Source organism: Bacillus sp. AFS031507, assembly GCF_002584635.1.
Taxonomy (GTDB): domain Bacteria; phylum Bacillota; class Bacilli; order Bacillales; family Cytobacillaceae; genus Neobacillus.
The window spans coordinates 1-20,629 of sequence record NZ_NUOW01000032.1 but is presented as its reverse complement, the minus strand read 5'-3'; the positions used below and the strand labels follow the sequence as shown (position 1 = coordinate 20,629).

Here is a 20,629-nt window from a genome sequence, read left to right as displayed (position 1 = left end):
ACTTTTTCTTCACTATCATATTTATGAGCCAGTAAATCTAAGAATTCTGTGTTCAACTTTATGGTATCTCCTTTATAATTTCTTCATTTATTTTTATCTTGAAGATTGCGTTTAATACTTAGATGGTATAAGAAAACTCAATTGAAAGGAAAAAATTTAACACAGGCTCTTTTTTTGATGGTTATTTACTATCAACGATACCCTAAGTTGCACACTCATGAAATTATATTTAGGTTGTAGAGGTTAAAGTCAATAAAATCATAGATAGGGACATATTTGATATGTAAAATATGTCTCTGCCTTTTGTGGCTTTGAATGAAAGTTGCACCGTTTAAAATAAAGTTTAACCGTTTGTAAAAAAGTTTGATCAATAATCCTGTGACATATTCCCCAACCCGTTTAATCATTTCTTTGCATTTCTCCTTTGAATAAAAATAAATATGTAAAATATCTTTAATTCGAGATTTTTTACTTGACGGTAATTAATTCAGGAAGTATTATGGTTACATAAAATAACCTAACTTATTAAAAATAACCTAGTAATAATAAGTTGTGTGATTTGATTTCTTTTTTTCTACTTTAAAAAATGTAAAGGAGTGACACATATGATCGAAGTGACTGTGAAGCTTAACTATAAAGGTAAATATTATCAAACAAATGTAATTGTTAAAAAGGATACACCCGAAGGACAAATATTAAGAATCGCACAGGAACAAATTAAGAAACAATGGTGAAATAAAAAAATGATATATCTCCAGGTCTTTAATTGAAAGGAGCAAAATGCCTTGAATGAAAAAAAAGAAGTTGGAGAAAAAGCTGTAGAATATGTTAAAGAAGGAATGGTAGTTGGACTCGGAACGGGGTCTACTGTATTTTATACCATTACTAAGCTTGGGAAATTAGTTCAACAAGGACTTTCTATTAAAGGAATCCCTACTTCCAAACAAACGGAAAAATTGGCAATAGAAGTAGGAATCCCACTCGTTTCATTTAATGAAATCAATCAAATTGATGTGGCAATAGACTCAATATAGATAAAATGATGGAAGGGGCTGGGGCTGCGGCAGACAAATATAATAATCCAGACTTGGCCACAAACCAGAGTTATCAATATGCTGTAGTAAGAAATGCTCTTTACCGAAAAGGGAAATCCATTGAACTTCTCGTAAACTTTGAACCATCCCTACATTATGTTTCAGAATGGTGGAAACAGCTTTTTGGCGAAAGTGAAGGGAAGGATCAAAAAGGTTTATATCCTGCTTCTGTCGATTTTACAACAGATCTTCATTCAATGGGACAATATGTGCAGGAAGGCCGTCGTGATTTAATTGAAACTGTAGTATCAATAAAAGAACCTAAACTTGATATTACCATTGAAGCAGAGGAATCCAATCTTGATGGTTTAAATTATCTAGCTGGGAAAACAATGGACTATGTCAATAAGAATGCCTCCCAAGGTACCGTGTTAGCACATGTGGATGGAGGGGTTCCAAACCTGTCTGTCGAGCTTGACCAATTAAACGAATTTACCTTTGGCGAAATGGTTTACTTCTTCGAGAAGGCGTGTGGAATTAGCGGATTATTAATGGGTGTAAATCCATTTGATCAACCAGGAGTGGAAGCATATAAAAAGAATATGTTCGCATTACTAGGCAAACCCGGATATGAAGCTGAAAAAGCTGAATTATTAAAACGCATTTCTAAATAATAGCATCATAAAAAACAATCTTTACTACATGTTTATTGAACTATAACCCGAATAATGGACACTGATATTAAAAGTCCGTTATTCGGGTTACTCTATGCCCATTACACTATCACCCGTTTATAATCATGGAGGAATTAGAATTAGAAAAAATTTATTTAAGGAAATATAAATGATGATTTTTTCAAGAAGAAAAATCAAAATATTTATCAATCAAATGTAGAAGAGAAACAAATTGTATCTAATTTAAAAGGGAGTGAGATATAAGATGGAAGAACAGGCAAACCTTTTTCCTGAGGTTGAAAAAACCTTTGAATTAATTGGAAAAAGATGGACAGGATTAATTATGTATGTTTTATTAAGTGGTCCGAAGCGTTTTAGTGAAATTCATTCTCTTATATCTGATCTGAGTAAACGAATGCTGACGGAGAGAATGAAAGAATTAGAAGAACATGGAATTGTACTCCGTCATGTTATACCTGAGCGACCTGTAAGAACAGAATATTTATTAACAAAAAAAGGAAACGAATTAGCAAAAATTCTTGGACCTATTAGTCAGTGGGCAAATAGCTGGATGAAAGATGAATAAATAATTAATTATTTTCAATCCTAATAAAATGGGTACCGGAAGTAAAATTAATCTTCAGAAGATAGGTAGATTAATTTTTGATTTAGGAAAGGCGGGATGAGATTATGACAAATGTTCTTTATATTACAGCACATCCTCTTGATCATAAACGGTCATATAGCTTAGCAGTAGGAAAAGCATTTATCGATTCGTATGTAGAATTTCATCCTCATGATGAGATCGTACACCTTGATTTATATCAAGCAGAAATACCCTATCTTGATGCTGATGTATTTAGCGGCTGGGAAAAACTTCGGACAGGGGAATCATTTGAACAATTAACACCCGAGGAAAGGTTGAAGGTAGGACGATTAGCTGAATTAGGTGCTCAATTCATAATGTCTGATAAATATGTGTTCGTGACCCCTTTGTGGAATTTTCTGTTCCAGCCATCATGAAGACCTACCTTGATGCCGTTGCTGTATCGGGAAAAACTTTTAAATATTCCAAAATAGGATCTCAGGGTCTTTTAACAGGAAAAAAAGCTATCCATATTCAAGCCCGTGGAGATGTTTACTCTGGGGGAACAGAAGCTGAATTGGAAATGGGGCATCGATATCTTGAAGTAATGATGAATTTTTTTGGAGTTCATAGTCTGGAACATATTATCATAGAGGGACATGTGCAATTTCCGGAAAAAGCAAAAGAAATCAAAGAAAAGGCGATAGTAACAGCAGTTGAAGTAGCACGGAGATTTTAATTATCTTTTTTAAAACATCCTTACCTTGCCTTTAAAAGGTTTGAACATATCCAGGTCAACTAGACAATATTAAAAATATCCACCCCTTCAACGGCTTAAAGGTAGCTGAACAAGGTATTACTGTTAAGGAAAGAACTTGCAGCACCTCTCATCCAACTTAATAGTCTGTAAGCTGAAGAAAAAACCAAAGTAATCCTTTTGTCTTTCTTAGCAATCCAGGTCATTCTGTATAAAAAAGAGCTTTATATAAAAACTTTTGCACCTTCTTCAGCCCATTTTAATAGGATTCTATTAAATAATAAAAAAAAAACTAATCGGAAGTTTCAGACTAGTCGGGCAGCCGAAAAACCTTCAATAGCATTGTAATCATATATAGTTAGGAAAAAAGCTAAATTTATTTATTTAATAAATAGGCTCTGTTAAACATCTATGTTGATTTTTTAAAAAAGCTAGGTGGACAATTCTAACGGATTCCCTTCAAAGGTTCAAAATCCGAAATATCGATTGAATTCGTATAAGGTTCTATAAACTTCAACTCAGTTTCAATACAATAAGCAAGAAAATGGCGTACCGCTTTGCACTCCATTTTAAATTTTAAATATCTCTATATTGAACTAACATCCCCGTTAGATGAGTAAGCAATTTAATATTAGTTCAGCGAACAGAAAGCTTTCTTTCTGTGACATGTCGAGCACCACCTTCTACTTCGTCTAAAATGCGGTGGAGGTCAGTTAACATAGAGCCAAATTCCATCAGAATTTTTAATGATTGAATATCTTTGATATGCAACAAACAGATACTTTGGTGCTTCTTTGATTCTTCAATGCAATCTTCAGAGCTTCCTCTAAGTCATTTGAATCGTTGTTTTCCTGTTTTGCAACTAATTCAATACAAATAGCTGTGGATTTATGTTGTTGTGACTTTGGCGTAAATACTAAAAAATAGTGCCAGTTCAACCATAATTATGAAATTGGGAACAATTGTTAAGAGATTGATAGTAAAAAACAGCCAAAATTCCAAGAAATCCTCCTAAATGATACAGCTTCAACCGGTGTTGTTTTTGCCTATATTGATGAAACACAATTGAGGTTGCCAAGAAATAAAGCAGCACCGTGCCGAAGATGAAATACAACATAAACGAGTAATTCATCTCTTGTAAAAACATTAGCTTAATAGACGCTGCAATCATGCTTAAGGACATGAGGATTAATAAGTGTCCATAGACAATCGTTTGTCCTGTCCGCTGAACCGATTTATTCACCTTCTTTTCTACATTGTCGAAATACTGCCACCACATGGCGAGAATGACGATGAATGAACTAATGGAAAATGATATGGAATTCCTATCCCCTTTTTGTGGCTCCAACACAGAAAGGATGCTGACGACCGACTCTCCAAAGAGAATCAAGGTCAATAGAGCAAAACGTTCTACTAAATGGGCAGTATGAGTCGGAACTTTTATTAGATACTTGCGCCCCAATACTGGTACAATCATGTCAACAAGAATTCCAGCATACAACACCGCATATCGAACCCATGAACTAATAAAGATAGAAAGGGATGAAATGATAATTCCAATCCAAAAGTATGTTCCCAAGAATCTAGATACTCTCTTTGCCATTCCTTGCTCTAGTCGTTGGACAACGAGATACTGTATAGCTGTTAGTAATCTTAATCCGATATACCCAATCAGAAAAGAAAGGTAATACTGATCAAAATCCACTGATAAGCTCGAAGTCATAATCAAAACAAAAAACATTTGAGTAATCATGAACATTCGATGATGCAAAAGATCTTTGCCAAAACGGTTTGTGAACATAGTTTGTCCTGTCCATGCCCACCAAATGGGGATAAATATTAGCATAAATTTCAATAGATATTCAAAAGGAATACTTCCATTTTCAACATGAAACAAAACGCGAGTGGCTGTAGCAGCTGCCGCTGCAAACAGCAAATCTTCAAAAAGCTCTAGCCATGTCACTTTCTTATCTTCCATTTAGTCTTCTCCCTATGGGATATTTATAAAATATATGGCATATTGAATATCACTACATACGAAATAAAGTAGCCTTTTTTAGAATCGTATTTTTCCTCCAAATCACGTATATGCTTTTGATAAGTCCGGAGTTGTTGTTCCTCAGTCATTTTTGGAAGTGCTGCTTTTATGAATTCTTCAGAGTATTTTCTTTTTCTAATTTTGGATAGTAATTGGATTGATATCTAACGCCCTGGCTGTTTGTGCATCTAATTTGTTTTGTTAAATCATCATTGGACAACTTCTTTTAAATTCTATAAACAAACGTTTATCTGGTTACCTAGAGTCTGTACCCATGCTGAGCACAGTCTTTAAAAATCACATAGCAAATCATTGCTACGTGATTTTTTTACTTTATATTCCAGATGAACGTTACTTATTTACTAGAAAAGCAGCAACTTCAGCTAATCGTGAAGCGTAACCCCATTCGTTGTCGTACCAAGTAGCGACGGACAGAATCTCACCTTCTAACTGAGTCAAGGGAAGGTCAACGATGGATGAATGGGAATCTCCTACGATACGGGAAGAGGCCCATCCGTCTTCTAATACATCAAGGACTCCCAGCAATTCACCTTTTGCCGCACTGCGGAACATGTCATTTACCTGTTGTACCGTACAAGATTTTTCAGTCACTAGGTTTAATTCAGCAATGCTACCGGTACGAGTTGGAACTCGATAAGCTTTTCCTGTAATTCGTAAATCATTCCAAATAAATTTTAGAGCTCTCGCCGCTCTAGAGGAGGATGGAATAATATTTTCCGCCGCGGCCCATGAATCTCGTCGATCCTTCATTGGCTGATCGGTTAAGGATTGGCTGTTTGTATAGGAATGAACGGTCGAGAACAAACCATATTTGATCCCGAAGTTTTCTTTGACTAATTTGACGACGACGGCTAACGCATTCGTTGTACAACTCGCCATACTAATAATCTTGTGCTTATCCGGATCAAAACTATCCAGATTAATTCCTTTTAGAAGTACAGCATCGCAATCATCAAGACTCTTACTAGGTCCGCTGATTAACACTCTATTTGCACCACGTTCCAAATGAACTTGGGCTGCAGTACGTGTAAAGGCTCGACCAGTACAGTCGACAACCAGATCAACATCTAATGCCTTCCAATTAGGTACTTCTTTAGACGAATTGATATATTGAATTTCACGCCCACCTATAATCATGAACCCCTCTTGTCCTATGACCTTCTCGTGCCATCGCTTATAGTTAGTATCCACCTCAAAAAGAGCGGCTAGCGTATTTTCGTCTTTAATATCTGAAATGGACAAAGGTACGAAAAGATTTTCTTTTAAAGCAATTCTTAATAATTGCCGACCAATACGTCCAAATCCAAATATGGCTATTCTACCCATCATAAACCTCTAAAATATGTAAGTAAATCCCATTGAATGGGATTATCCTATGCACGAGGAGCACTTTCAAACTTACCTTTATGTGACAAATCACAGAAAGGCTTTTTTTCAGATAATCCACAGCGACAAAGAATAAAAGATTCTGTGGTCTCAAATTGATTCCCTACCGAATCCACCATTTCAACTTTACCCATGATGCGTAATGGACCGTTATCATTTACTTTAATCTTTACATCGGACATGCAATTCACCTCCTTTCGTTCTTATTGTTCTTAACTCATAACTGCAACTATTCTTATCATCCCCAACTAGGGAGGTGATGGAGAAGGCAAACGGATGACCTAAAAAAAGCTTTCTAATACGTGCCAGCAGCGAATGCTAATAAAAAAGTCATCATGAAATCTTGTCAAAAGAACATATGTTAATTTCATTTTACGGATTTAAGTATTCCATGTAGTTCTTTGATTTATTCATAAGATGGGTCCTAATATAGTTGATATTAATAAACTGATCAATGTTGCTAGATTTAATTTTGCTTAAATCCAATAGATCCTGAAAAACTTCAATTTTTTTCACCGTTGAAGTAAAGTGGAAATAAACAAAATTATTTCCAACCTAAAATAAAAAAGGTTATTGACAAAAAAAAATTAAAAGTACTAATGTTATATCAGATTCAAGATATTTTAATTCAAAATAGTTTCGAGTCAATGAACTAAATGGAAAGGAAATGTATTACATGCAGTTGCAATTGGTCTTGCCTTAATCGTTCCTGGTCAATATGCTTTTGATTCTTGTTTATTCTAAATATCTCAAATTAGAGATTCTTGATTTAAGATGCATATTTAAGTTCTATATCCGTATTAGGAACAAAATGAAGTATCACGTTCATTAATATAACTGGATTTTACATTAAAAAGGAGTGTTAAAAATGAGTAAAAAAATAATGGGTATTCACTATATCACAGCAGTCGTTGGACATCCGCAAGAAAACGTGGATTTTTATGCTGGTGTATTAGGATTACGATTAGTAAAACAAACTGTAAATTTTGATGATCCAGGTACTTATCACCTTTACTTTGGTAATGAAGGTGGAAAACCAGGAACCATTTTTTGACTTTCTTAGCAATCCTGGTCATTCTGTATAAAAAAGAGCTTTATTTAAAAACTATTAAAAAGGGCTGAAGAAGGTGGCAAACTTAAGAAGGCAAGCGCAAAGGTTGAACTTCATTGGGAGAATAAAGGTCATCAGTTAACTTATGAAGAAGTGGAGGCCACAGCTCAATGGTATCGTAAATTATAATTAAATAAAAAATAATTACGAGACTATGTAATTAATGTTAATCAACTGGTTTTTTAAAAGAAAATTAAAAAGTTAATAAGAATTGTTAAGTTTTGAATATTAAATGAAAAAGATTGAGCAAATAGGTGGTGTTTTAAAATGGGTCTTTTATCCAGACTATTTGGAAATTCATCAGAAAAGGAGACAGAAAAAATGACAAATGTAAAATTAGCAGTCATTTATTACAGTATGAGTGGAACAAACTATCAATTAGCAAAATGGGCTGAAGAAGGAGCAAAAGAAGCGGGTGCGGAAGTTAAAGTATTAAAAGTGCCTGAGCTTGCTCCACAATCAGTTATTGAAGGAAATCCAGGTTGGAAAGCACATGTTGAAGCAACGAAAGCAGTACCTGAGGTAACATTAAACGATTTGGAATGGGCAGATGCCATTATTTTCAGTGTGCCAACTCGATTTGGTAATATGCCTGCGCAAATGAAGCAGTTTTTGGATACAACAGGAGGTCTTTGGTTTAACGGAAAGCTTGTAAACAAAGTAGTTAGCGCTATGGCTTCTGCACAAAATCCTCATGGCGGTCAAGAGGCAACGATTTTATCCCTTTATACAACCATGTACCATTGGGGTGCCATTGTAGCAGCTCCTGGTTATACAGATCCAGTTACCTTTGGAGCAGGTGGTAACCCTTATGGAACAAGTGTTACTGTGGGACAAGATGGGAAAATGATCGAAGACGTTCAGGCAGCTGTTAAACATCAAGCTAAACGTACAGTTACAGTTGCGGAATGGGTAAAAAAAGCGAATCAGTAAGATTCTGATCAATAAGAAAAGCTAGTCGGAAATTTTCGATTAGCTTTTCAATAATTATTAGTTTTGAGGAAATGGTTATAGGCTCACTCTTAGTAAATATTAAAACGTTACATAGAAAAAGGAGAAAATTGATGACTACAAAACCATTATTCACATCATCTGCAACAGCTAGTGGAGGAAGACAAGGCAGAGTTGAATCCTCTGATGGCAAAATAAAAGTGGATCTAGCAATGCCGGGCTCCCCAAGAGCGAAAGAATTTCCAAATGCCACGAATCCGAAACAGTTGTTCGCTTGTGGTTATTCCGCTTGTTTTGATGGAGCATTACAGCACATCGCAAGGCAAGAACATGTCAAATTCGAATCACAAGTAACGGCAAATGTAGATTTCTTAAAAGATGAGGCTGATCAAGGATTCAAAATTGCGGTAACGTTGCAAGTAAAAGGGAATGGTGTGGAAAAGGAAAAATTAGAAGAGCTTGTCCATAAGGCCCACGAATTCTGTCCCTACTCAAAAGCAACAAGAGGGAATATTGACGTCACTCTCGAGGTTGTTCAATAAATCAGTTCGGTGGCGGTGGTTGGAACTAATTTATTTATTAGAATCAAGGACAGGTATCTGCAATGTAAGTTATTCTTACATTTTTAAAAACTAAAAATTAATACTAAAACTCATATTAAAACGCCTCAGAACAAATTCTGAGGCGTTTAGATATAAATGCTCAAATCATAATTGATTTATATGTGTTGTGATTTGAACTAAGCTTTTTATAGTTTTACAATCGTTCTTCCATGTATTTTTCCTTCTAGAATATCCCTTAAACTCTTGGAAGCTCTTTAAATCGCTTATTCATTTAACGTAAAACTGAGTCAATACCAATCCAATTGACGCCCCTTAAAATATGCGGAATAACGGTTGTGGAGACTTCTCTCCCACCTGTAAAACCAGACGTAGCTACCGATCCTCCATATTGGCCATATGAAGAGATAGCCTGTTCAGGATAACGCTTGAATTGTAGCTTCATCAAGATTCGGCTTACCAAGGTCTTCCCAAAGAGCTTCCATTCTAGGTCCTAGATGTTTTTAGGTAAAAGGGGACTGCTGGTTTGTTTATTCATCTTATTCATAGATAATTTCTTTCCTTTCTATCTAATTTTCCTATTTTCTTGAAATATGACTCCAGTTTTTTTCATTTTGGATGAGTTTCATCTATTATATATGGTTCCTTTTTCTGAGGGTTGATAAGTTTTTGGCCGCAATAGCTGACTTTCCTGCGACTTTGCCACAGCAATTACTTTAATTGCGTTTGACAAATTTTCTTACGATCTTGAACTTGCAACTTAAGAAAGTAAAGATAACAACGAATCTTCCATTAAACTGCAAAAATTTCCCTTACCCCTGCCCTTACGACTGTTGGAGGAGGACTCATTTTGCCAGAACAATGATATTCACCTTATGCTCTCGTGTCTACTATTTCAGGATTTTAACAAATTTTATCTGACATTAAATGGAAATAAAAGCTTCGGAGACTTAAGTAAAATTGACGATTTTTAGCAATAATAAATTGAACCAAGTCTGCTTCCCAGCGCACCTCATGTATTTCAAGTAGTATTGTTATAATAATACAGGTGCAGAATTCCATTCAGCGAAAGGGGAATCAATAATGAATAACAAGCAATTTGAACGAATCCGAACAGGAAAAGGTTTTATAGCAGCCTTGGACCAAAGTGGCGGAAGTACTCCTAAGGCATTGTCGGCGTATGGCATAAGCGAAAACAGTTATTCCAACGAAGAAGAGATGTTTTCATTGGTTCACGAGATGAGGACGCGTATTATCAAGAGTCCCGCGTTTGATTCCAAGTATATTTTGGGCTCGATCTTGTTTGAGAACACGATTGATCGTTTCATTGATGGGCAATATACAGCCGATTTTCTATGGGAGAAGAAGGGCATTGTGCCTTTTCTGAAAGTCGATCAAGGGCTCTCCGGGCTAGAGGACGGAGTTCAGCTCATGAAGCCCATTCATGGTTTGAACGATCTTCTAAATCGGGCTAATGAACGCAACATCTTCGGGACGAAAATGCGATCGGTTATTAAGGAAGCCAATCCTGCTGGTATCAAGAAAATTGTTAAGCAACAGTTTGACATCGCGAACCAAATTGTAGAGAAGGGGCTAGTTCCGATTATCGAACCGGAAGTGGATATTCACAGCACGGATAAAGCAGATTCTGAGGAACGATTAAAAGAGGAGATAATTGATCAATTATCCACTCTTGGCAAAGACGTAAAAATCATGTTTAAACTCTCCTTACCTACAGAAGACAATTTCTATACCAATTTAATGGAGGATCCGCATGTGGTACGGGTAGTGGCGTTATCTGGCGGCTACACGCAGGCCGAAGCCAATGAAAAGCTGGCACGTAATCATGGAATGATAGCTAGTTTCTCACGTGCCCTATCAGAGGGACTAACTGCCCATCAAACAGACGATGAATTCAATGCGATACTGTCCAAATCCATTCAGAACATTTATGAAGCCTCCAACACATAAAGGGCACCGGAAGAACGGCTCCGAGCTGATTAAAAGCTTGGGGTCGTTATTAATTCGTTAATACAATTCGGGTGAAACTGCTATTCAGAATGTTGTCACGATGAACCAGACCGTTTACCACCGCTTCAAGCTTAAAAGTTTAATTATTTTATTGAGTATTACATATTAATTATGCACGAAGCTCTGAAGTTTTTCTGGGGGGTGCCTCGGACAATTTCTGACGGGCTAAAATACACATTAATCCCTGAATTATCAAGAATAGAGAGCTCATTCTTTGAAAAGTTATTAAGGTAGTGTTGAAAAAATTAACCACTCATTGTAGATGATATCTTCTTTGTTTCTATTCCTCCCATTTAAAAGCCCTTCTCAGCTTGAGCATACATTCTCCACATTTTGCTGGAAAAATTCATAACTAACACAAACAATGAAAAAATTCAGCGTTTAATTCGTTATATTAACTTCATTTTTATCGATTTCTTCCATTTGCTTTAATCTATTCTTAATATGTTTGTTGGAAATAAATAACATTGCGATGAATAAAATTAGACATCCACCCATAATCAACAAGAAAAATTGCAACCAAGTATTGAGAACTGAAAACTCCATTCAAATCCCCCTCGATTTAATGAAAAAAATCCTCCTATTGAAGTGCAATAATTATAGGTTTGACCTTTTTAAGGTAAGTATTTATTTGACCTTTACATTGGTTATGGAAAAGAAATCAAGATTAATGATGGATTCAAATTCATCTTGGATTTGAATTCTTTTATTTAAAGAATCAATTTTCATTACAAATCCAACACGGGAAGTAAAAAATCCGTCTTTCCATGTAGTAATTTCTAAAAGTAATTTGGTTTCCATGCTATTAGATAATAGCTGTTCCATCTCTTCTATTTTCATTTCATCTAGCAGTGGCCTAGGAGTTTTTTGATCATCCTTCCATAGATCCTTTAACAATTTTATGGATTCCGGCATGAAAAAACCATGCCACTTCTTCATTCCACGATCTTTATGATCTTTCTTCATTAAAAAATCCCCCTTTTTATTTATTATAAGAACATTTGTTCTTATTATTCAATGGGTATGTTATAAAAATTTTAGATATGTCTACATCCTTTTTTCGTTTATTTATCAGTCATGCAGCCTTAAGGCTGCGATTTTTCTTCAGAAATCATGACGTTAAAATTTAAGGTTAAAAGCATACAGAAAGACTTTGGTCGGCAGCACTACGGACTGATCAGAAAGGAAAAAATCACCCTTTCTGTCAACCTGTACGTGTCGCTTCGGCACTAAATGGACCGATAACCACGGTCTGTACGGCTATCGCCAACATTCCGTAGGTTCCTGTTCCATTTACGGCTAACGCCGCCATACCGAACGAGCCGAAAAGTAAGAAAATCAAAAGATGGAAAGATTAAAAGAATAATAGACAAAAAGGAGAGCAGCCGAAAGAATGGCTGCTTTTATTGTTGATTTTCCCTTTGCCTTCCGAATCGTAAAACAGCACAAGCTTTCTAACCTTCCAGCCGGCAGGACACCCGACCCTTTCCGGCTAGAAGCTAAGAAAGCTAGTCAATCGGTCAAGGGGCAAAAAACTTTTTTGCTTAAAGGCACTTTCGCAACAGCAAAAAACTTTTTGTGCGAAGAGCGCCCTTGACCCATTGTCTATGTGTGTTTTTCGTTCTACTTGCAAAAGGGGAAAAATCATCCTCCTTTGGGGAACTTACTCGCTTCGCAAGTCAAAAGGAAAAAGAAAATCTTAAAAAATCAAAAATTATTAGAAAATCCAAGGAGGAAAAGCAAATGACAAAAAGTGTTTATGAAATCATTACAGAAAAAATCATCGAAAAATTAGAAAAAGGTGTTGTACCGTGGCGCCAGCCATGGACCAATTCAAACGCGGTTAACTGGAAAACACAAAAGCCATATCGAGGAATCAATATTTTTCTAGTAGAACCTGGAGAATATGCTTCCAAAAAACAGATTTTAGAAGCTGGTGGACGAATCAAAAAAGAAGAACTAAAAAATTCTCATATCATTGTCTATTGGCTTTGGATAGAGACGGAGGACGATGAAACAAAGGAGAAAAAGACTTTTGCTAAACCCTTTTATTATCGAGTTTGGGAGATTAATAAACAGTGTACCGGCTTAGAGAGTAAAAGAAGGATTGAAGCCTTTGAACATGACCCGATAGAAAAGGCGGAGGAAATTTTTAAAGGATATATCGATTCTCCAGATTACACGTTTCATACAGGTAAGGCGGTTTATTATCCAACATGGGATCGAATCAATTGCCCTCGGATAAAAGATTTTAAGGTTTCAGAGGAATATTATTGCACTTTGTTTCACGAAATGACGCACAGTACCGGACATCAAAGCCGTTTAGCTCGACCGGGTATCACGACAGAAGGAGTTGCGTTTGGGGATGAAGTTTATTCCAAGGAAGAGTTAGTCGCTGAAATGGGTGCGGCAATGTTGTGCGGAGTAGCCGGAATTGATAACAGCACTATAGAGAATACCGCTAGCTATATCGATTCATGGTTACGAGCTTTGAAAAAAGAAAGCCGTCTAGTCTTACAAGCAGCTGCTCAAGCACAGAAAGCAGCAGATTATATTTTAGGAGAAACAAAGGAAAAATTTGCAGACGAAAACTAAAAGAATTGTAATTCATACAATCACAAGCAATAATTTCACCGGCTGACAGGTCAGCCGGTGAAAGGATACATCGAACATGTCGAACCTAAACCAAAGATTTCTAATAAAAGGAGTGGAAAAAGTATGAAAGTTTTTCAAGTTGTTTATTTTGCAAAAGGATTTCAAATGGTATCGATTGTAGTTGCCGAAATGAAGAGCGTGCAGAAAAAATGGTTACTAAAAACCTTGATAGTAAAGAGCACTACAAATTAGATAGGGTCAATAAATGTGACTTGGTAGTTGAAAACATTAATTCGTACAGAAGTAATAGAAATAGTTTGATAAACTAAATAAAACACAGAATTGATCTTTATTAAACTAACAACACCGGCTATGTTCTAGCCGGTGAAGCTCACGGATGGAGGTAAAAAACATTCATTATTTTCTTAATGAAAGCAGGTATCGAACCCTGCTTGATGGTTGCTAATGCAACCTAAATTCTTTGCGACATAACCCCTTTCGAGGGTCTTAAAGTAATTGGAAATAATAGGCCCGATTATTTTGATGGTACTGCTATTCTTAACATTAGAGGAAAGGATGATACTGGATGAAAACATGCGCCTACTGTGGAAGCCCAGTTAAATTTCTTGATAAGTATAATTACTATTGCTATTTTTGTACGATGAAGCTGAAATATGAGGATGTACAGGAAAATGGAAAGAGGAAAAACCTTTTACCTTCTTCGCAGCCTTCTCTTTCTGATTTGAACAAAAGCACCCCTGAGCTAATGTGTCTTTCAACCGTTGAACTGCTGTTCCTTTTAAAATTTGCTCGAAAGGAACGATCGGACCTTTACCATCGACGGTACATCTTTATTCGAGCGATGAAAGAAGGAGCAGGCGGGTTTACAGAAGCAGAGGAATACACCTTTAGTGAATACGAAAAAGTCACACGGAAATGCTTTGTTCTTGAAAACTTAGTCCGGGAACGGCTTGGCTACTATCCTACTAAACTGACAGAATCTTATATTCAAACTCTTGTAGCAAGAATGGAGGAGTCAGCAAAAAAAGATATGGTGATCCAGGAAGCTAAGCCGATAAAAAGTTAATGTTAGTCAAATACAATTAGCCTCTATCTTTCATGAGAGGCTAATTCCTTTGCGATATTCCATTAGCACCCGATTGTGGAATAACAAAGTTACATATGATACCAGGTTGAAAAAGAGGATTTTATGATTTAACAACGAAATAAGTTCAAAAGTTAAAGTGGGCGAATTATGAAGAATAATATTGAAGAAAAGTTTGTGGAACAGAGTAAAATTTATATGAAAAGGAGTTTTTCATTGAAACAAGCTTTGCTCGTTATTGATGCTCAACAAGAATTAATAGACGGTAGCGAAAAAGAAAATCCAGTCCTAAACAAAGATGCATTATTGATTAACATTAATCTCGTCATTGAAAAAGCATTAGCACTAGGAATAGAGATTATCTTTATTAGAGATTCGGATGTTGCAGAGGGAAAGGGGATTGGATTTGAGTCTTCATCAAATTTATCCGAACCAATTAACTCTATATCAATGTATCTCCTACACCCTCATATAAATTAAAATTGAACGCTTTTTTTCTCTTTTTTTACTATTAATTATATTAGAAAAATATTATTTGTCGGATTATTTATTCTGTTTCGTTAGTAAGTATTAGCTAAATTTTTAAAATAAAGAAAGTTATTTAGAAAAAAATGATAATTGACAATTATAAAATATTAAAATACTATTATAATATAGAATAGGTACCCCAAGGAGGAAAAATATGAGGCGCACACGATTTTTTTAACATTCAGCAAATTTTTTTATACGATTATCTCGAATTAGAAATTATTGAAATTGAGACTTATTATTTCTTTAATTTTTGATTCAAAATAAAATGTTCAAATTACACAAAAGGAAAAGTGGAAATAAATGACAAAAGTATTGTACAAACAAGGAGGTCTAATATGTCTACTTTGAGAAAAGAGAAATTTGTGGAAAGCGCTTCACAAGTGGGCTTAAATAGAAAGAAAATTGTGGAAAGCGTTCCGCAAAAAGGCTTTTTTGGCCACCCTAAAGGATTATTTACGCTATTTTTCACTGAATTCTGGGAGAGATTTTCCTACTATGGTATGAAGGCAATCCTTGTATACTATATGTATTATTCAGTTTCAAAAGGCGGATTAGGAATTGATCAGCAAACAGCACTTGCGATTGCTTCGGTATATGGTTCATTAGTGTATATGTCCGGAATCATTGGAGGCTGGCTATCTGACAGAATATTTGGAACATCGAAAGCCGTGCTATACGGCGGTATATTGATTATGTTCGGGCATATTGCTCTAGCGATACCTGGAAGCATGACGATGTTTTTTGTTTCGATGGTACTGATTGTACTCGGTACTGGATTTCTAAAACCAAATATTTCTACAGTATTAGGGGAAATGTATGATATTAATGACGCGCGTCGCGACGCTGCATTCAGTATTTTTTACATGGGCGTTAACCTTGGCGCATTCGTCGCACCATTAGTTGTTGGTACAGTTGGAATGCAGTATAATTTCCACCTTGGCTTCGGGCTTGCTGCAATTGGTATGTTCTTGGCGTTAGTAGTTTATATTGCTACAAAGAAAAAGAATCTCGGTCTTGCCGGTACCTTTGTTGCCAATCCGCTGCCAGATGCAGAAAAGAAAAAAGTTTTCACCAAAATTGTTGTAGTTGCACTAATTTTAGTAGTATTAATTGCAGTTGTGGTTTCAACTGGCACTTTAACCATTTCATCATTTATTAACCTTGTAGGAATCTTGGGATTTGTGATTCCAATCCTTTACTTCCTTACTATGTATCGCAGCCCGAAAACAAGCAAAGAAGAGCGTTCTCGTCTGATTGCTTATATTCCACTATTTATCGCATCAGTTATGTTCTGGTCGATTGAGGAACAGGGTTCAACCATTTTGGCAAACTTTGCCGATAAGCGGACACAATTAGACTTTGCTGGAATGCATATTTCACCAGCTTGGTTCCAGTCCTTAAACCCATTGTTTATTATCGTTTTTGCACCGATTATTGGCTGGATTTGGGTAAAATTAGGTGACAGACAGCCGACATATACACAGAAATTTTCATTTGGTCTATTGTTCGCAGGATTGTCATTCGTCGTGATTCTTGTACCGGCCTTGATTGGCGGCACGCATGCACTTGTTAACCCATTATGGCTTGTATTAAGCTACTTCATTTGTGTTATTGGTGAATTATGCTTGTCACCTGTTGGATTATCAGCCACAACAAAATTAGCACCTTCGGCCTTTTCAGCTCAAATGATGAGTCTATGGTTCTTATCAAATGCTGCTGCCCAGGCACTCAATGCTCAACTTGTTAAATTTTACACACCGCAAAACGAAATGGCTTACTTTGGAACTATTGGGGTAGTATCAATCGTTTTATCAATCATTCTATTTGCTCTTTCACCAAAAATGCAAACCTTTATGAAAGGGATCCGTTAAACCATTCCAGAATGAAAAGAACTTTACTAAAAACTACGGAGAAAATAGTCTCCGTAGTTTTTTCTATTAAGGATAAAAATTTTATCTTCCAGAATTGTCCAGCTCCATGTTTTCTGTTAGCATAACAACTGCTACTGATAAATCTAATTCACTTCCGTTGATTTTATCTATTGGTGCGTAGCCCTGTCATTAATTGCTGTTGTATTTGGATTTCGTAAAAAATAAATTATTTTCAAAATGACTTATTCAACTATTGAATATGCCTTTTCTTTTTTTTAACGTTAAAGCCGTTGATAATCTTTCTTAAACTGGTTGCTTATGTTAAAGATGGGGGTGTTGAGGTAGGACTTTTCCTTATTCGACTAACGGGGGTAGGATAATTTAATAAGAAGTGTGAAAATTTTGCAGATATTTCGGAGCAGAGAAGGTAATGTAACCATTATTTTTTCATCTATATCTCCAATATCAGCTTTGTGAATGAATAAATAATAGAAAGTACTCAATGTTAAAAAATAAAGCACGATCACTGAGGGAATAAAAAACCAAGAATTGATTACATGGGTATAAATAACACACCATTGTAATTGTATTCCAATTTTTTGTGGTTATTCAATATGGAAGAGATTTCTTGTAAAAATAAAAAATGATGTACTTATTCAACTAAAAAATCAATCTTTATGACGTATTTGAGCGATATTACGTAACGAATGAACAACTTTTAAAAACTACCCTAGAAAGGTAGTTTTTAAAGATAGACGTTTAAATTGTTTTCAAAGTATTATATGGAACTTAATTGATAAAATTAATTCCATATAATAGGAAATGACATTGTGCTCAGAACACAATTATTGTTGTTTGTATTGTGGTTCCTCGGCTTGAATTTCTTGAAGACGTGGTTCAAGACTATCAAGAACAGATTGTGTTTGTTGTGCAGCTTGTTGATAAAGTTGTTTAGCATTTATTGACTATGGATTCGAAAGAATTATCGTTGAAGGAACAAACTATTTTTCATCACATTGGTAACAAAATTAAAACAGAAGATAGAGACATCCACATAATTGCTAGATTAGAAGAACCATTAGTCGTCGTTTTAGGAAATGTTTTAAGTGTGGAAGAGTGTGATGAGTTAATTAGGTTATCAAAAGACAAGCTTCAGCGTTCAAAAATCGGAGGGTCACGTGAGGTAAATAAACTCAGAACAAGCAGCAGTATGTTTTTGCAAGAAGGCGAAAATGATCTTGTTGCCAGAATTGAAAAAAGAATATCCTCTATCATGAATATTCCTGTTGAACATGGAGAAAGTCTTCAAGTTCTTAATTATAAAATGGGTCAGGAGTATAAAGTTCATTTTGATTTCTTTTCAAATTCTAATGTTGTTAATAATCCCAGAATTAGCACACTCGTCATGTACTTAAATGATGTAGAGCAAGGGGGAGAAACTTATTTTCCAAAGCTAAATTTTTCAGTCTCTTCACAAAAGGGTATGGCGGTGTACTTCGAGTATTTTTATAATGATCCTACGTTAAACGAGTTAACATTGCATGGCGGAGCACCTGTTATCATTGGAGATAAATGGGCGGCAACAAAATGGATGAGAAGAAAAAGAGTAAACTAGGTAATATGCACCGTATTTTGCGGTGCTTTTTTATGCAAATAAGCAGCCCAGTCCAAATCTGAACAGAGCTATAACTCGTGAAAACCGTTTTCGCTTCTTAAAAGAAATTGAACGAACTACGGCAGGTTAGTTGAAAAAATTTAAGGGGATACTAGTAGCAATCTCGATCAAAGGGTGAATTAGATGAAGCCTTTAATTAGTAAAGAAGAAATTAGGAGTTCTGAAGAGTTTTTTCAAAGGATTCATCAGGTCGAAGTGGACTATTTTAACTATTGGAAAGAGCACACGCTATGGAACTGGGAATTTTGGCTCTCAGTAGCTCTATCCATCATTCCTTGGTTGGTATGGTTACGAATTCGTAAGCGTGGAAGTGAAGCAAGATTGCTTTTAGCAGGAGGCTTCACGTTATGTATTGCTTCTTGGTTTGACTTTTTAGGACTTGTATTTGGTTCTTAGCATTATTCGGGTAGAGTCTTGCCAACTATCCCGTCGTTTTTTCCTTGGGACTTTTCTTTAATACCAGTAACGATAATGCTTTGGTTACAATTTAAACCAACTATAAATCCCTTTATTAAAGCTGTTATTTATTCCGTACTTACTTCTTTTATTGGTGAACCTTTATTTGAGTGGATCGGGTTATATACAATGTTAAAATGGAACGTTTTTTATTCCTTTCTCATATGGATTGTTATCTATTTAATAGCCTATCGAATTAGTAAAGTAAAAGCATTGGATCCGTTATAAATACGTGATATTGAAGAAAAATAAGAAAACGAGATTTAATGATGTAATCTTTAAATAACTAACAGGAGGGAGAACTATGTCTTTAAAGGTAAAGCAAAGAAAAATAATTTTAGATTTAGCAGTTACATTAGATGGTTTTATTGAAGGGAAAAATGGAGAAGTTGATTGGTGCATAATGGACCCGGACATGGGGTTTATTCATTTTTTAAATCAAATTGATACAATTTTATATGGGAGAAAGAGCTATGATTTATGGGGGCAATATACTCCAGGAACAAAAGATCCTCAAACTGATAAAGAATTATGGGAAGAAGTTCATAGTAAACAAAAATATGTGTTTTCCAGATCGCAAAAAGGAACTGATAAAAAAGCTATATTTATCAATGATCAGATCCTTGAAGAAGTCAATAAAATAAAGAATATGCCTGGTAGAGACATCTGGTTATATGGCGGAGCCAGTCTTATTACAAGTTTTATTCATTTAGGGCTTGTTGATGAATTTAGATTATCTGTTCACCCTGTTATTTTAGGCGAAGGAAAACCGTTGTTTATTGATATACAAGAAAGGGTATATTTGAAATTGGTTAATACAAAATCATTCACCTCTGGCGTTGTTCAACTAATCTATCATTTGAAAAGGGATTAAAATATTACGCATTCATTCAGAATCTTGAGCTGCTTATTGGGCTTTTTTTATTGTGCTAAAGGATGCTTTTACCCTAGGAAGTCGGATCGCTAATGCGGTCTATTTTTTTGCCTTCTTTTACTAGTAAACAAAATCGGACACAAATTGGAAGCGTCAGATCATGTTCAAAAAAACAAGTAGAAGAAATGACCGGAATCTCAAAAAGTACATTAATAAGAGCAAAATGAAAGAAATTGGCGCTAAATAATGCGTCTTTTTTTGTTTTTCCCCAAGCCGCCAGGATCAGGGCGCCTCCTTGACGTTCACCACTGGCGACATTTTTTCCCGACACATAACTTAAGTAGATCTTTATCTAACGGGGCAGCATTCCTGT

At 35.5% G+C, this 20,629-nt stretch carries 17 protein-coding genes and 9 pseudogenes; 19 read left to right on the top strand and 7 right to left on the bottom strand.

Features of this window, described 5'->3' with window-relative positions; all coding sequences use genetic code 11:
- The first annotated feature begins 605 nt into the window (after window positions 1-605).
- The 5 genes and pseudogenes from COE25_RS24695 to COE25_RS24675 all read left to right on the top strand — a co-directional run bounded on the left by COE25_RS24695 (window position 606) and on the right by COE25_RS24675 (window position 3,033).
- Entirely contained in the window at window positions 606-734 is a 129-nt protein-coding gene (locus tag COE25_RS24695; protein ID WP_098934515.1) for a BA3454 family stress response protein, read from the top strand.
- Between the two features lie 51 nt (window positions 735-785).
- A pseudogene (locus COE25_RS24690) lies at window positions 786-1,025 on the top strand (ribose-5-phosphate isomerase A); the annotation flags it as partial.
- Window positions 1,025-1,708, top strand: a pseudogene (locus COE25_RS24685) (glucose-6-phosphate isomerase); the annotation flags it as partial. The pseudogenes COE25_RS24690 and COE25_RS24685, both read left to right, overlap by 1 nt.
- A gap of 265 nt (window positions 1,709-1,973) precedes the next feature.
- The gene (locus COE25_RS24680) at window positions 1,974-2,294 is read left to right on the top strand and encodes a winged helix-turn-helix transcriptional regulator (RefSeq protein ID WP_098934514.1); all 321 of its coding nucleotides are present in this window, start codon (window positions 1,974-1,976) and stop codon (window positions 2,292-2,294) included.
- Between the two features lie 104 nt (window positions 2,295-2,398).
- Window positions 2,399-3,033: pseudogene (locus COE25_RS24675) on the top strand (NAD(P)H-dependent oxidoreductase).
- Window positions 3,034-3,939: 906 nt separating this feature from the next.
- On the opposite strand, the pseudogene COE25_RS24670 reads toward COE25_RS24675, so the two are convergent.
- The 3 genes and pseudogenes from COE25_RS24670 to COE25_RS24660 all read right to left on the bottom strand — a co-directional run bounded on the left by COE25_RS24670 (window position 3,940) and on the right by COE25_RS24660 (window position 6,678).
- Window positions 3,940-5,029: pseudogene (locus COE25_RS24670) on the bottom strand (low temperature requirement protein A).
- A gap of 411 nt (window positions 5,030-5,440) precedes the next feature.
- Window positions 5,441-6,439, bottom strand: a complete 999-nt coding sequence (locus COE25_RS24665) for a type I glyceraldehyde-3-phosphate dehydrogenase (protein ID WP_257208949.1) — start codon at window positions 6,437-6,439, stop codon at window positions 5,441-5,443.
- Between the two features lie 44 nt (window positions 6,440-6,483).
- Complete coding sequence (locus COE25_RS24660) at window positions 6,484-6,678, bottom strand: CDGSH iron-sulfur domain-containing protein (RefSeq protein ID WP_098934512.1); 195 nt, start codon at window positions 6,676-6,678, stop codon at window positions 6,484-6,486.
- Between the two features lie 686 nt (window positions 6,679-7,364).
- Here COE25_RS24660 and COE25_RS24655 point away from each other — a divergent pair.
- From COE25_RS24655 to COE25_RS24640, 4 genes and pseudogenes are all read left to right on the top strand, one after another.
- Window positions 7,365-7,544 (top strand): annotated as a pseudogene (locus tag COE25_RS24655) (VOC family protein); the annotation flags it as partial.
- An 87-nt stretch (window positions 7,545-7,631) separates the two neighbouring features.
- Window positions 7,632-7,736 (top strand): annotated as a pseudogene (locus COE25_RS31850) (carboxylesterase); the annotation flags it as partial.
- 138 nt (window positions 7,737-7,874) lie between these two features.
- Window positions 7,875-8,540 (top strand): NAD(P)H:quinone oxidoreductase, encoded by a 666-nt coding sequence (gene wrbA / locus COE25_RS24645; RefSeq protein ID WP_098934511.1) that lies wholly within the window; start codon window positions 7,875-7,877, stop codon window positions 8,538-8,540.
- A 131-nt stretch (window positions 8,541-8,671) separates the two neighbouring features.
- Window positions 8,672-9,100 (top strand): organic hydroperoxide resistance protein, encoded by a 429-nt coding sequence (locus tag COE25_RS24640; protein WP_098934510.1) that lies wholly within the window; start codon window positions 8,672-8,674, stop codon window positions 9,098-9,100.
- A gap of 206 nt (window positions 9,101-9,306) precedes the next feature.
- On the opposite strand, the pseudogene COE25_RS32385 reads toward COE25_RS24640, so the two are convergent.
- Window positions 9,307-9,533 (bottom strand): annotated as a pseudogene (locus COE25_RS32385) (oxidoreductase); the annotation flags it as partial.
- A 668-nt stretch (window positions 9,534-10,201) separates the two neighbouring features.
- Between COE25_RS32385 and COE25_RS24635 the strand changes: the two are divergent.
- A complete protein-coding gene (locus COE25_RS24635; protein ID WP_098934509.1) occupies window positions 10,202-11,089 on the top strand; it encodes a fructose bisphosphate aldolase in 888 nt (295 codons plus the stop codon).
- A gap of 441 nt (window positions 11,090-11,530) precedes the next feature.
- Here the strand turns inward: COE25_RS24635 and COE25_RS31020 are convergent, their stop codons facing one another.
- Entirely contained in the window at window positions 11,531-11,695 is a 165-nt protein-coding gene (locus tag COE25_RS31020) for a hypothetical protein (RefSeq protein ID WP_180247593.1), read from the bottom strand.
- A gap of 81 nt (window positions 11,696-11,776) precedes the next feature.
- Window positions 11,777-12,115, bottom strand: coding sequence for a YolD-like family protein (locus tag COE25_RS24630; RefSeq protein ID WP_098934508.1), 339 nt, complete (start codon window positions 12,113-12,115; stop codon window positions 11,777-11,779).
- A 427-nt stretch (window positions 12,116-12,542) separates the two neighbouring features.
- Between COE25_RS24630 and COE25_RS24625 the strand changes: the two genes are divergently transcribed.
- The 5 genes from COE25_RS24625 (at window position 12,543) to COE25_RS24605 (ending at window position 17,251) form a co-directional block, all read left to right on the top strand.
- Window positions 12,543-12,746 (top strand): hypothetical protein, encoded by a 204-nt coding sequence (locus COE25_RS24625; RefSeq protein WP_098934507.1) that lies wholly within the window; start codon window positions 12,543-12,545, stop codon window positions 12,744-12,746.
- Window positions 12,747-12,892: 146 nt separating this feature from the next.
- Complete coding sequence (locus COE25_RS24620) at window positions 12,893-13,744, top strand: ArdC family protein (protein ID WP_098934519.1); 852 nt, start codon at window positions 12,893-12,895, stop codon at window positions 13,742-13,744.
- A gap of 586 nt (window positions 13,745-14,330) precedes the next feature.
- The gene (locus COE25_RS24615; protein WP_098934506.1) at window positions 14,331-14,831 is read left to right on the top strand and encodes a hypothetical protein; all 501 of its coding nucleotides are present in this window, start codon (window positions 14,331-14,333) and stop codon (window positions 14,829-14,831) included.
- Between the two features lie 168 nt (window positions 14,832-14,999).
- The gene (locus COE25_RS24610; RefSeq protein WP_098934505.1) at window positions 15,000-15,329 is read left to right on the top strand and encodes a cysteine hydrolase family protein; all 330 of its coding nucleotides are present in this window, start codon (window positions 15,000-15,002) and stop codon (window positions 15,327-15,329) included.
- 386 nt (window positions 15,330-15,715) lie between these two features.
- The gene (locus COE25_RS24605; RefSeq protein WP_098934504.1) at window positions 15,716-17,251 is read left to right on the top strand and encodes a peptide MFS transporter; all 1,536 of its coding nucleotides are present in this window, start codon (window positions 15,716-15,718) and stop codon (window positions 17,249-17,251) included.
- An 845-nt stretch (window positions 17,252-18,096) separates the two neighbouring features.
- On the opposite strand, the pseudogene COE25_RS24600 reads toward COE25_RS24605, so the two are convergent.
- Window positions 18,097-18,210, bottom strand: a pseudogene (locus COE25_RS24600) (DUF1657 domain-containing protein); the annotation flags it as partial.
- Between the two features lie 8 nt (window positions 18,211-18,218).
- Between COE25_RS24600 and COE25_RS24595 the strand changes: the two are divergent.
- From COE25_RS24595 to COE25_RS24585, 4 genes and pseudogenes are all read left to right on the top strand, one after another.
- Complete coding sequence (locus tag COE25_RS24595) at window positions 18,219-18,866, top strand: 2OG-Fe(II) oxygenase (protein WP_098934517.1); 648 nt, start codon at window positions 18,219-18,221, stop codon at window positions 18,864-18,866.
- A 183-nt stretch (window positions 18,867-19,049) separates the two neighbouring features.
- Complete coding sequence (locus COE25_RS24590; RefSeq protein ID WP_098934503.1) at window positions 19,050-19,322, top strand: hypothetical protein; 273 nt, start codon at window positions 19,050-19,052, stop codon at window positions 19,320-19,322.
- Window positions 19,323-19,334: 12 nt separating this feature from the next.
- Window positions 19,335-19,610: pseudogene (locus tag COE25_RS32380) on the top strand (CBO0543 family protein); the annotation flags it as partial.
- Window positions 19,611-19,686: 76 nt separating this feature from the next.
- A complete protein-coding gene (locus COE25_RS24585) occupies window positions 19,687-20,256 on the top strand; it encodes a dihydrofolate reductase family protein (protein WP_098934502.1) in 570 nt (189 codons plus the stop codon).
- Window positions 20,257-20,629: the final 373 nt, after the last annotated feature.